This is a genomic window from Pseudomonas migulae, from assembly GCF_043225285.1.
Taxonomy (GTDB): domain Bacteria; phylum Pseudomonadota; class Gammaproteobacteria; order Pseudomonadales; family Pseudomonadaceae; genus Aquipseudomonas; species Aquipseudomonas migulae_C.
On sequence record NZ_CP171224.1, the window covers coordinates 968848 to 981035 of the forward strand.

Annotated in this window: 13 protein-coding genes; 6 read left to right on the forward strand and 7 right to left on the reverse strand. The window is 60.3% G+C overall.

Translation table 11 applies throughout. The features are described 5' to 3' along the window. Positions 1-59: 59 nt before the first annotated feature. The 4 genes from ACF6ZU_RS04445 (at position 60) to ACF6ZU_RS04460 (ending at position 5344) form a co-directional block, all read left to right on the forward strand. Positions 60-1832: an N-acetylglutaminylglutamine amidotransferase gene (locus ACF6ZU_RS04445; RefSeq protein WP_392890696.1), complete on the forward strand. Its 1773-nt coding sequence runs from the start codon at positions 60-62 to the stop codon at positions 1830-1832. A gap of 3 nt (positions 1833-1835) precedes the next feature. Further along, positions 1836-3584, forward strand: a complete 1749-nt coding sequence (ngg, locus tag ACF6ZU_RS04450) for an N-acetylglutaminylglutamine synthetase (RefSeq protein WP_392890697.1) — start codon at positions 1836-1838, stop codon at positions 3582-3584. Positions 3585-3742: 158 nt separating this feature from the next. Then, positions 3743-4933 carry an osmoprotectant NAGGN system M42 family peptidase gene (locus ACF6ZU_RS04455; RefSeq protein WP_392890698.1) on the forward strand — a complete coding sequence of 397 codons (1191 nt, stop codon included), beginning with the start codon at positions 3743-3745 and terminating at the stop codon, positions 4931-4933. 183 nt (positions 4934-5116) lie between these two features. Beyond that, positions 5117-5344 carry a YheU family protein gene (locus ACF6ZU_RS04460; protein ID WP_003199186.1) on the forward strand — a complete coding sequence of 76 codons (228 nt, stop codon included), beginning with the start codon at positions 5117-5119 and terminating at the stop codon, positions 5342-5344. Between the two features lie 10 nt (positions 5345-5354). Here ACF6ZU_RS04460 and csrA read toward each other — a convergent pair whose 3' ends face one another. The 3 genes from csrA to ACF6ZU_RS04475 all read right to left on the reverse strand — a co-directional run bounded on the left by csrA (position 5355) and on the right by ACF6ZU_RS04475 (position 6895). After that, complete coding sequence (csrA, locus tag ACF6ZU_RS04465; RefSeq protein WP_392890699.1) at positions 5355-5540, reverse strand: carbon storage regulator CsrA; 186 nt, start codon at positions 5538-5540, stop codon at positions 5355-5357. A 142-nt stretch (positions 5541-5682) separates the two neighbouring features. Further along, positions 5683-6015: a YnfA family protein gene (locus ACF6ZU_RS04470; protein ID WP_392890700.1), complete on the reverse strand. Its 333-nt coding sequence runs from the start codon at positions 6013-6015 to the stop codon at positions 5683-5685. A gap of 64 nt (positions 6016-6079) precedes the next feature. Beyond that, positions 6080-6895 carry an SDR family oxidoreductase gene (locus ACF6ZU_RS04475; RefSeq protein WP_392890701.1) on the reverse strand — a complete coding sequence of 272 codons (816 nt, stop codon included), beginning with the start codon at positions 6893-6895 and terminating at the stop codon, positions 6080-6082. 286 nt (positions 6896-7181) lie between these two features. On the opposite strand from ACF6ZU_RS04475, the gene ACF6ZU_RS04480 reads away from it, so the two are divergent. Further along, positions 7182-7334: a DUF3309 family protein gene (locus ACF6ZU_RS04480; protein WP_008034551.1), complete on the forward strand. Its 153-nt coding sequence runs from the start codon at positions 7182-7184 to the stop codon at positions 7332-7334. Positions 7335-7394: 60 nt separating this feature from the next. Here ACF6ZU_RS04480 and ACF6ZU_RS04485 read toward each other — a convergent pair whose 3' ends face one another. Next, positions 7395-9488, reverse strand: a complete 2094-nt coding sequence (locus ACF6ZU_RS04485; RefSeq protein WP_392890702.1) for an LTA synthase family protein — start codon at positions 9486-9488, stop codon at positions 7395-7397. A 581-nt stretch (positions 9489-10069) separates the two neighbouring features. Here ACF6ZU_RS04485 and ACF6ZU_RS04490 point away from each other — a divergent pair. Next, positions 10070-10198, forward strand: coding sequence for a hypothetical protein (locus ACF6ZU_RS04490; protein WP_392890703.1), 129 nt, complete (start codon positions 10070-10072; stop codon positions 10196-10198). A 333-nt stretch (positions 10199-10531) separates the two neighbouring features. On the opposite strand, the gene ACF6ZU_RS04495 is transcribed toward ACF6ZU_RS04490, so the two are convergent. The 3 genes from ACF6ZU_RS04495 to ACF6ZU_RS04505 form a co-directional block, all read right to left on the reverse strand. After that, positions 10532-11137, reverse strand: a complete 606-nt coding sequence (locus ACF6ZU_RS04495) for an START domain-containing protein (protein WP_392890704.1) — start codon at positions 11135-11137, stop codon at positions 10532-10534. A gap of 40 nt (positions 11138-11177) precedes the next feature. After that, positions 11178-11432 (reverse strand): YkgJ family cysteine cluster protein, encoded by a 255-nt coding sequence (locus ACF6ZU_RS04500; RefSeq protein ID WP_392890705.1) that lies wholly within the window; start codon positions 11430-11432, stop codon positions 11178-11180. A gap of 165 nt (positions 11433-11597) precedes the next feature. After that, positions 11598-12107: a translation initiation factor 2 gene (locus ACF6ZU_RS04505; RefSeq protein WP_392890706.1), complete on the reverse strand. Its 510-nt coding sequence runs from the start codon at positions 12105-12107 to the stop codon at positions 11598-11600. Positions 12108-12188: the final 81 nt, after the last annotated feature.

The following is a 12188-nucleotide window of genomic DNA, read 5'->3' on the forward strand; positions in this document are numbered from 1 at the left end:
CCGGCGTTTTGGCCGGGTATGGCTTGACCCTCCCCAACGGAAAAACCGGTAAGGACTTTATGTGCGGATTAGCTGGCGAGTTACGCTTTGATCATCAACCTGCGGACCTTGCAGCCGTTGAACGAATCACCCATCACCTGGCACCTCGCGGGCCTGACGCGTGGGGCTTTCACAGCCAGGGACCGATTGCCCTGGGCCATCGTCGCCTGAAAATCATGGACCTGTCGGACGGCTCGGCGCAGCCGATGGTCGACAACCAGCTGGGCCTGTCCCTGGCCTTCAACGGTGCGATCTATAACTTTCCGGAATTGCGCACCGAGCTGGAAAACCTCGGCTACGCCTTCTACTCCGGCGGCGACACCGAGGTGCTGCTCAAGGGTTATCACGCCTGGGGCGAAGCGTTGCTGCCGAAACTCAACGGCATGTTCGCCTTCGCCATCTGGGAGCGCGACGCCAAGCGCCTGTTCATCGCCCGCGACCGTCTCGGCGTGAAGCCGCTGTACCTGTCGCGCACCGGCCAGCGCCTGCGCTTCGCATCCGCTTTGCCGGCGTTGCTCAAGGGTGGCGACATCAACCCGATCCTCGATCCGGTGGCGCTCAATCACTACCTGAATTTTCACGCCGTGGTCCCAGCGCCGCGCACCTTGCTGGCCGGTATCGAAAAACTGCCGCCAGCGACCTGGATGCGCATCGAAGCAGACGGCCGCACCGAGCAGAAAACCTGGTGGACCCTGCCCTACGGCCCACACGCCGACGAGATGGATCTGACCCTGGAAGATTGGCGCGACCGCGTGCTCGACAGCACCCGCGATGCCGTGGCGATTCGTCAACGGGCGGCGGTGGATGTCGGTGTCCTGCTGTCCGGCGGTGTCGACTCGAGCCTGCTGGTCGGCTTGCTGCGTGAAGTCGGTGTGGAAAACCTCTCGACCTTCTCCATCGGCTTCCAGGATGCCGGCGGTGAGCGCGGTGACGAGTTCCAGTATTCGGACCTGATCGCCAAGCATTACGGCACCCAGCACCATCAACTGCGCATCGACGAAAAGGAAATCATCGAGCAACTGCCGGCAGCGTTCCGTGCGATGAGCGAGCCAATGGTCAGCCATGACTGCATCGCTTTCTACCTGCTGTCCCGGGAAGTCGCCAAGCACTGCAAAGTGGTGCAAAGCGGCCAGGGCGCGGACGAGCTGTTCGCCGGTTATCACTGGTACCCGCAGGTCGATGGCGCAGAAGATCCGTACGCGGCCTACCGCGAGGCGTTCTTCGACCGCAGCTATGAAGACTACGCCGCCACCGTGCAGCCGAAATGGCTGACGGCGAATGACGCCGCCGGCGACTTCGTCAAAGAACATTTCGCCCAGCCCGGTGCCGAGGCCGCGGTGGACAAGGCCTTGCGCCTGGACAGCACGGTGATGCTGGTGGACGATCCGGTCAAACGCGTCGACAACATGACCATGGCCTGGGGCCTGGAAGCGCGCACGCCGTTTCTCGACTATCGCCTGGTGGAACTGTCGGCCCGGGTGCCGGGCAAATTCAAACTGCCGGACGGCGGCAAGCAAGTGCTGAAAGAAGCGGCGCGGCTGGTGATTCCGAGTGAAGTCATCGACCGCAAAAAGGGGTACTTCCCGGTGCCCGGCCTCAAGCATTTGCAAGGCGACACGTTGAACTGGGTGCGCGAACTGCTGCTGGATCCGAGCCAGGATCGCGGCCTGTTCAACCCGGCGATGCTCGACCGTCTGCTGACCGATCCACAAGGCCAGTTGACCCCGTTGCGCGGCTCCAAGCTGTGGCAACTGGCGGCGCTGAACCTGTGGCTCAGCGAACAAGGAATCTGATCGATGAAACCTCACGCCACGGCGTATAGCCAACGCCTGTTGCGCGGGCAGGCGCCCTCCTACGAACGCTTGCAGGCGCGACTGGCCGAGGACGGCAGTGAACTGGGCGCCGCGCCGATTGCCGTGCATTGCGGCTGGGGCCGGTTGCTGATCGGCCACACGTTCCCCGATCCGGCGAGCCTCGCCCAGGAACTGCTCAATGAACAGTCGGGTGAACGCGACATCGCGCTGTATGTCGCCGCGCCCCAGCAAATACTGGGGCTGGAACCGACGCAATTGTTCCTCGACCCGTCTGACACCTTGCGGTTGTGGTTCAGCGATTACCGCCAGGCGACCCGCGTGTTCCGTGGTTTCCGCATTCGTCGTGCGCAAAGCGACGCGGACTGGCAGGCGATCAATCAGCTGTATCAGGCGCGCGGCATGTTGCCGATCGACGCCAGCCTGCTGACTCCGCGTCATCTCGGCGGGCCGGTGTACTGGCTGGCCGAAGACGAGGACAGCGGCGCGATCATCGGCAGCGTCATGGGCCTCAACCACCACAAGGCGTTCAACGATCCGGAAAACGGCAGCAGCCTGTGGTGCCTGGCCGTCGACCCGCACTGCTCGCGGCCGGGTGTCGGCGAAGTGCTGGTGCGGCATCTGATCGAACACTTCATGAGCCGCGGGCTGAGTTACCTCGACCTGTCGGTGCTGCACGACAATCGACAGGCGAAAAACCTTTACGCCAAGCTCGGTTTTCGCAACCTGTCGACCTTCGCCATCAAGCGCAAGAACGGCATCAATCAACCGCTGTTTCTCGGGCCCGGCCCGGAAGCCGAGTTCAATCCCTACGCGCGGATCATCGTCGAGGAAGCCCACCGTCGCGGCATTGACGTACAGGTCGATGACGCCGAGGCGGGTCTGTTCACCCTGGTTCATGGCAGTCGGCGGGTCCGTTGCCGCGAGTCATTGAGCGACCTGACCAGCGCCATCAGCATGACCTTGTGCCAGGACAAAAGCCTGACGCACAAGGTCCTGAAAAATGCCGGCCTGAACCTGCCCGCGCAACAGCTGGCGGGAAATGCCGATGACAACCTGGCGTTTCTCGACGAACACGAACGGGTGGTGGTGAAACCGCTGGATGGTGAACAGGGCCAAGGGGTGGCGGTGGATTTGCGCACCATCGATGAGGTGCAACAAGCCATCGAATCCGCCCGCCGATTTGACAGTCGCGTGCTGCTGGAGAGTTTCCACGAGGGCCTAGACCTGCGGATTGTGGTGATCGGTTTCGAAGTGGTGGCGGCGGCCATTCGGCGGCCGGCGGAAGTGGTGGGTGATGGTCAGCACGCCATTGGCGCGCTGATTGAAGCCCAGAGCCGGCGGCGTCAGGCGGCCACCAGCGGCGAAAGCAAGATCCCGCTGGACGCCGAAACCGAGCGCACCTTGCAGGCGGCGGGTTACAGCTACAGCAGCATTCTGCCGGCGGGCGAGCATCTGTTCGTACGACGCACGGCGAATCTTCATACCGGCGGCATTCTGGAAGACGTCACGGCGATCCTGCATCCGACCCTGGTGGATGCTGCCGTGCGTGCGGCTCGGGCCTTGGACATTCCAATGGTCGGGCTCGACCTGATGGTGCCGGCGGCGGATCAGCCGGAGTACGTGTTCATCGAAGCCAATGAACGCGCCGGGCTGGCCAACCACGAGCCGCAACCGACGGCGGAGCGGTTTGTGGATTTGTTGTTTCCGCATAGCCAGGCGGCGGTCTCGTAAATGTGCATCGCATGAACTGACGCTATCGCGAGCAAGCTCGCTCCCACATTTGAGCGCACTCCCCTGTGGGAGCGAGCCTGCTCGCGATAGCGGTGTCACAGACACCGCAAATCTTCCTCATCGAAACCATCGATGCGCTCAACTCATCAGGAGTTTCCATGACCAGCAAAATCCCCGAACCAGACCTGAACTACCTGCAAAAAGTCCTGCTGGAAATGCTCGCGATTCCGAGCCCGACCGGCTTCACCGACACCATCGTGCGCTATGTCGCCGAACGCCTTGAAGAGCTCGGCATTCCGTTCGAAATGACTCGTCGCGGCACCATCCGCGCCACGCTCAAGGGCAAGAAAAACAGCCCCGATCGCGCCGTCTCCGCCCACCTCGACACCATTGGTGCCGCCGTCCGCGCCGTGAAAGACAACGGCCGCCTGACCCTGGCGCCCGTCGGCTGCTGGTCGAGCCGTTTCGCCGAAGGCAGTCGCGTCAGTCTGTTTACCGACAACGGTGTGATCCGTGGCAGCGTGTTGCCGCTGATGGCCTCCGGGCATGCGTTCAACACCGCCGTGGATGAAATGCCGATCAGTTGGGATCACATCGAACTGCGCCTCGACGCCTATTGCGCGACGCGCGCTGACTGCGATTCCCTGGGGATCAGCGTCGGTGACTTCGTGGCATTCGACCCGTTGCCGGAGTTCACCGAGAGCGGCCACATCAGCGCCCGCCACCTCGACGACAAGGCCGGCGTCGCGGCGCTGCTGGCGGCGCTCAAAGCGATTGTCGACAGCGGCGAAGAGCTGATGATCGACTGCCATCCGCTGTTCACCATCACCGAGGAAACCGGCAGTGGCGCGGCGGCGGCATTGCCTTGGGACGTCAGCGAATTCGTCGGCATCGACATCGCCCCGGTCGCGCCCGGCCAGCACTCCAGCGAACATGCGGTCAGCGTGGCGATGCAGGATTCCGGCGGACCGTATGACTATCACCTGTCGCGGCACCTGCTGCGCCTGGCCAGCGACAATGAGTTGCCGGTGCGGCGCGACCTGTTCCGCTATTACTTCAGCGATGCGCACTCGGCGGTCACCGCCGGTCATGACATCCGCACTGCCCTGCTCGCCTTCGGCTGCGACGCGACCCACGGTTACGAACGCACGCACATCGACAGCCTCGCCGCCCTCAGCCGCCTGCTCGGCGCCTACATCCTCAGCCCACCGGTGTTCGCCAGCGATGCGCAACCGGCCAAGGGTTCGCTGGACCGGTTCAGTCATCAGATCGAACATGAGACGCAGATGGAAAGCGACACGCGGGTACCGTCGGTGGACAGTTTGGTGGGGCAGCGGTCCGAGAGTTAGCCCGGTTTTTTGGGTTGCCGGGTAGATCGCCATCGCGAGCAGGCTCGCTCCCACATTGGATCGCGTTCCTCTGTGGGAGCGAGCCTGCTCGCGAAAGCGTCAGCCCAGGCAACGCATCAGGTCCAGACTAGCCGCAACCGCCCATTCGCCGTAGCATCGCGCCATTGTTTACCCGAGGTGCCTATGCTGATTCCCCACGACCAACTTGAAGTCGACACCCTGACCCGCCTGATCGAAGATTTCGTGACCCGCGACGGCACGGACAACGGCGATGACACGCCGCTGGAAACCCGTGTATTACGGGTTCGGCAGGCGTTGACCAAAGGCCAGGCGCTGATCGTTTTCGACCCGGAAAGCGAACAATGCCAGTTGATGCTCAAGCACGATGTGCCCAAGCACCTGTTCGACTGACGCCTTCACTTCAACGCGCCTTGGTTTTTGCCTCTTTGGCCTGGATGCGCTCGTAGACTTCGGCCCGGTGCACATTGACGCTCTGCGGCGCTTCGACACCAAAGCGCACAGTGTTGCCGTTGATGGCCACGATACGCACCGAAATGTCGTCACCGATGGAAATCATTTCCCCCACTACGCGGCTGAGTACAAGCATGGCAATTGTCCTTCAGGGTTATCGAACCCTGAAGATGCCCGGCGCATGGCTGGCGTTCAATGCGATGAAAGCAAATCAGTCTCGCCCTACAACCTTGGCCGAACACCTCTTTCGGAAACGTCCGACAAACCCTGAAATAGCCTCAGGAAGCGGAAAAACGCGGGCCGAACAGGATGACGCTCGCGCCAATCACGCACAGCGCCACGCCGATCCAGTCCGAGCCCAACGGACGAATCCGCTCGACCACCGCCAGCCAGCCGATCGACGCAATGATGTAGATGCCCCCGTAGGCGGCGTAGGCGCGCCCGGCGTAGCTCGCCTCGACGCGGGTCAGCAACAGCGCGAACAGCGTCAGACTGAGCAGCGCCGGCACGACCCACCAGACACTTTTGCCCTGACGCAGCCACATCCAGAAGGCGAAACAGCCGGCGATTTCAAACAGCGCGGCGAGAAAGAACCACAGGTAATTGAGCATGCGAACGCCCCGCAAGGATGACCGATGGCGGTCACCCTAACGACGACGTTGCCGGGGGGCAAGTTCAGCCTGCGGACTGTTTGGCCTTGGCGCGCATTTTATCGGCCATGATGGTCATTTCGTTGTAGAGCAGTTGCGGGTTCTTCTGCTTCAGCGCCCAGGCCATGCGGCCCTGTTCGTGGGGCAGAATCATGAACTCGCCGGCGGCGACGTGCTGATAGATGTAGTCGGCAATGTCGGTCGCGGTGATCGGCGAGCTTTCCAGCAACTTGCCGACCTGGGCCTTCATCGCCGGGGTCGGGCCACGGAAAGAATCCAGCAGGTTGGTCTGGAAGAACGATGGGCACACCACGTGCACGCCGATTTCCTGCTGAGCCAGCTCGATCAACAGGCTTTCGGACAAGGCCACCACGCCGGCCTTGGCCACGTTGTAATTGCTCATGGCCGGGCCCTGCATCAGCGCGGCCATCGACGCGATGTTGATGATCTTGCCTTTGCTCTTTTCCAGCAGCGGCAGGAACGCCTTGCAACCCTTGACCACGCCCATCAGGTTGATCGCAATCTGCCAGTCCCAGTCCTCTAGGGACAGCTCGCTGAAGAACCCGCCCGAGGCAACGCCGGCGTTGTTGACGATGATATCGATGCCACCGAGCTTCACTTCACAGGCCTGGGCGAACGCGGTCAGCTGACTGTAGTCGCGCACATCGCAACGCTGGATGAAACCGTCGCCGCCAGCTTCGCGAACCAGCTTCAGGGTTTCCTGCAGGCCCGGCTCGCTGACGTCCGACAAGGCCAGCTGCCAGCCTTCACGCGCCCAGCGCAGCGCGATTTCGCGACCCAGGCCCGAGCCCGCGCCAGTGATCATCATGCGATTTTGCATAGCAAACAGCCTTGTTGTTCCGGGGAAGATGCCTCGAGTGTAGCGAAGGACCCCGCCCATTCCACGCTCCATCAGATTGCTGAATGGCCCGAGCAAACCGTGCAAGTGACACCGCCCATTTACCCGCTCTAAAAAGAAATAAGCGTGCCTTCGAAAAACATTAAAAAAACATGGAATTTTCTTTCAAACGCAACAGTCGGACTTTGTAAGCAGCTTGGGTTTATTGCATTCCAGCTGATTGTTAAATGCCAGGTAATTCCAGAACACTTCCAACAAGGAAACAGACATGGGCACAATTCTAATCATTATCCTGATCCTCCTGCTGGTAGGCGGTCTGCCGGTTTTCCCACACTCCAGAAGTTGGGGTTATGGCCCGTCGGGTATCATCGGTGTGGTGTTGGTGGTGCTGTTGATCCTGCTGTTACTCGGCAAGATATAAGACGGTAACAGGCAAAAAAAAGAGGCCCTTGAAGGGCCTCTTTTTTATTGCTCGCAGAACTTAGTCCGGCTTGCCGTCAACCACACCGGCGGTGTTGTCGATCAGGCTTTTGGTTGCCGTTTGCAGGAACGACTCAAGTTTCTGCTTGAGGGCCGCCTCATCAGCCGACTCGGGGATTACTTCACCTTTCGGATTGGCGCCCAGTTCGTATTGATACAGCTTTGGCGGCATCTCTTTCGGCAACACCAGCACGCGGTCGGCGGTCAGCAACGCCACGGTCTGATCGCTGCCCGACGGTTTGATCACGCCAAACCCCTTGTCGCCTTCCGGCAGGTTCAGCAAGTCACGACCCCAGCATTGATGGATCACGTCGCCACCGATGCGACCCATGATGGTCGGCACGATGTCGATCTGGGTGCCCACGGTGTGGTCAACCTGGCCGAACTTGTCCTGGACGCCCGGCCCGATCAGCAGCATCGGAACGTTGAAACGGCCCAGGTCCATTTCGGTGATCTGTTGCTCGTTGCCGAAACCGTGGTCGCCGACGACGACGAACAGGGTTTCCTTGAAGTACGGTTCCTTGCGCGCTTTCTCGAAGAACTGACCCAGCGCCCAGTCGGAGTAGCGCATGGCGGTCAAATGCTCGTTGAGGCTGCCACGGTCGGTCACACGGTCTACCGGCAACGGTGTCGGCAAGGCATAAGGCGTGTGGTTGGACAAGGTTTGCAACAAGGCATAGAACGGTTTTTTGTCCTTGCCGTCGCGGGCCTTCAACTCTTCCAGGCCACGGTTGAACATGTCCTGGTCGGACACGCCCCACGTCGGATCGGAGAACACCGGATTAACGAAATCGTTACGCCCGATGAAGTTGGTCATGCCCTGGTTGCTGAAGAAGCCCGACTGGTTGTCCCAGGCGAAATCGCCGTTGTAGACATACACATCGTCGTAGTCACGGGCGCTGAGCAGTTGCGGCAGGCCGGACAGTTTGTGGCTGCCTTCCGGGGTCTGCATCAGGTATTCGAAACCCGGCAGGTTCGGGAAGCAGGCCATGGTGGCGAACATGCCCTGGTGGGTGTGCGTGCCGTTGGAGAAGAAACGGTCGAACAACAGGCCTTCTTTCGACAGTTTGTCGAAAGCTGGCGTGATATTACCCGGACGACCCAGCGCGCCCACCGAATGACCGGCGAAGCTTTCCATCAGGATCACGACGACGTTCTTGATCGGCAGGGTCTTGTCGGCATTCGGGGTGTAGTTGCGGCGAACAGCAGCCGTCTCGGCATCGACCAGCTTGTCGCTGGGCGTCAGCAACATGTCGCGCACGACCTGCTGAGCCACTGGCTGTTCGATGGTGGCTTTCCAGATGTTGTCACGCTCTTCGGACATCCGGCTCTTCGCTGCGGCAATCAGCGACAAGGTGCCGTTGAGGCCCAGCTGGTTGGCAAAGTTCGAGTCGGTGGTGTAGACGTCACCCCAGCGCAGCGGTGGACCTTGACGCAGGGTGCCGCGAGCCGCAACTACGCAGACCAGCAGGCACACCACGAAGACCACGATGCGCGCGTACCACGGGGCGATCTGGCGCGTGCCGATGCTGCCACCGCTGAACGGACCGCGAGGACGGGTCGCACGGTCGGCGCCCTTGAAGGCCAGGGTCAGGATCAGCGTGCCTACGGCCCAGGCCAGCAGGTAGCGAACCACCGGGAAGCCGTACCAGAGCATGCTCATCACGGTTTTCGGGTCTTCCTTCACATACTGGAAGACCAGGCCGTTGAGACGCTGGTGGAACTCGCGGTAGAAGTCCATCTCCATCAGGCCGAGGAACAGCGCGATGCTCGAAGCGATGGTCAACCAGAAACGGAAGAATCCGCGGGCGGCCATAGCCCGGGCGCTGAACAGGGCCAGCAGCAACGGAATGCTGAGGTAGACCACCAGACGCAGGTCGAAGCGCAGGCCGTTGGCGAACGCTTCGAGGAAGGTCGAGGCCGGGGTGTCGAGGATCATCTCGCGGTTGTATACCAGCAGCGCCAGGCGCAGCAGGCTGAACATGACCATCATGACCAGGGCACACAGCAGCGTGTAGGCCAGATGCGATTTGACGGTCGGTTGCAGCAGGCGACTAGAAGCTCGCTGCTGATTCAGGGCGTCCGGGATTGCCATGTCGTTTTAGGACCCATTGGAAGTTGAAGTTTCAAAAATACAGCTGCGCCCTGCCCTCTGTCGGCCAGCTCTCGGCCCCGGGGTTTGCGCGGTGCGCAAATGTTGCACGATCAAACGCGGCATTGCCATTTATTACTGGCTGACCCGTCGGTGCGGGGGCGAATTGTCTTGGACACATTGTGAAAATATTGTTGAACGTGCATTTGGAAACACATTTGACGGTTATTAAATTGGGGACATATCCGTTTTTTCGGTAACGGCGGCTATTGGTTTCGCCCTTACGGCGAGTCACTTGGAAAAACGGAGCGCCGCCCGGCCCTAAGTAACCAAGGGCTCTTGCCCCTGTCGTTCGGTGCCTCGCTAAGGCTCGGCATGCCCTCGCTCCGGATATGTACACCGTTCCCCTGTAGGAGCCGGCTTGCTGCGGGCGGCGTTCCGACGATGGCGTCCGTTCAGTCAATAAATGTGTCGACTGACCCACCGCCATCGCCAGCAAGCCGGCTCCTACACAGGATTGGGTTCACACGGTCAAAATGATTGGGTTCACACAGTTCGAAACTGTAGGAGCCAGCTTGCTGGCGATGGACGTCAACGATAACGCGGGATGCCTGGATGAATGCGGTGTCTGGGCGTTTTTCGCCAGCAAGCTGGCTCCTACAGGGGGCGCGCGTACGCTTTTGATCCTCACCACTCATCAGGCCGAGCGTTAGCTCGCCTTTCGCTTTTGATCTTGCGGTGCCCGCCCCCTCGAGAGGCCGAGCGCAGGTTCTGCGCAGTGGGCAACCCGGCGTGGATGGCCGATGGCGGCGGGCCCACGGAGCAGGACCGGAGCGAGGGTATGCCGAGCCATGGCGAGGCACCGAACGAAAGGGGCAAGAGCCCTTGGTTACTTAGGGCCGGGCGGCGTTCCGTTTTTCCAAGTGACTCGCCGTAAGGGCGAAACCAATCGAAGCCGTTACCGCAGCAACGGATATGCCCCCCTCCAACAACCCAAAAAAAACGCCCCGATCAAATCAGGGCGTTTTACTAAAGCAACGAAACACTTACTTCTCAGCGCGCTCTTTCAACGCCTTCAACGTATTGAACGGCGCATCAACCACAAACTTGTTGGCAATCATCGAAGGCACACTACCACCCGGCTCAGTGTGAACCTGATAGGTCACTTCAATCTGCTCACCCTTCGGCACAAACTTCCAGAAACCATCAACCTTCGCCACCCGCACAAAACCTTTTTCTTCAGGAATGTACTTCGGCACGCCTTCAAGTTTGCGCGTCAGGCTGCCATCGGCCCCTTCAGTGGTCGTGATGTGCAGCACCGAATCACGCGGAGTCACCGGCCATGGCGTATTGAACTGGGTATAGGTCCAGCTCTGATCGCCTTCGTGCTTGAGCAACTTCTGCATCTTGCACTCGTGAATCCAGGTGCAGGCGCCTGCCACGTCTTCCTGAAGCGCACGCAACTTGGCCATGGTGGTTTTCATCAGGGTAACGCCCTGATAGGCCTTGTAGTCGGAACCGGCCACTTCGCTCAAGGACACCTTGATGCCGTCTTCATTCTTGGCCACTTTCCATTCTTCGGCCTGTGCGGCGGAAGTCGCCAGCACCACCGTCAAACCACAGAGCACAGCCATACGATGCAGCGAACCCATAATCTTTTCCTTATTGTTGAAGTTCCGTTCGTTGTACACATCACGCAGCCGTCATTTGCTCCCACCAGCCCAGCAACCTGATCGCTTCGTCACTGCTGCTGCCGCAGACCTCGACGTCGGCCTCGAACGCCGAGCACACCGCCGGACGTTCCGGTTGGCCGAAAATATTGCACAGGTTTTCGACAGAAAGTTGTATGCAACGTTCTCCGGCGGCTTTGCCATTGGGCATGCCTGGAATCGGTGAACTGATGGAGGGGGCAATGCAACAGGAGCCACAGCCTTCACGGCATTTCATGACGACGAGCTCCTCGCGACGGGCGATGCATTAAAGGACGGGGCACAGAGTAACCGCTTAAACAGTTGTTTTAAATTACCCAAAGCCGGGTTTTTACGCGCAAACGGCTGTGACTGACCAGTCTCCGACAAAGCGTCTGGCTGGCGGGACACAGATGGCACGGAATCAGCGCTTGAACTCGAACTCCAGCGCAGCGCCATCCACTTCACGGCGTTCTTCGTTACGCAGTTGCAACTTCATTTCGTTGCTGATCAGCCGCCCATTGAGCTGAAACGGCGAGCTGCCGGTCTTGTCGCCGAACATCTGCGGCAACACGGTATCGTGCCGGGGCAACGGGACGGTGCCGACCGGTTTCAACTCTTCGGCCATGTCCTCGGGCAGGCTCAAATCCAGGTTGGCCGAGGGGAGCTGGGTCTTTACGACTTCACTGGCGGGTTTGGACTTGGAGGCGATCGGTGGACGTTTCTTGACCTGGGCCACGTTCTTTTTGGCCGGTGTAGTTTTCTTGGTCGCGACGTTTTTCTTGACCGGTTCGGCTTTCTTCACCGTTGCCGTTTTTTTCGCGGCCGTGCTCGCGGCAGGCTTTTCCTGAACGGTAGCCGCCAGGATGCTTTGCGCTTGAAAGGTCATCAACAGGCAGATCGACAGCCAGACGGCGGAAAAAATCGGTTTCATGGACCCAACGGAGCTGACGGCACTTTCGGCAGAGGGCCATATGCTCGCTTGTTGGACGCGACAAGACAAGCTCGGGCGGGA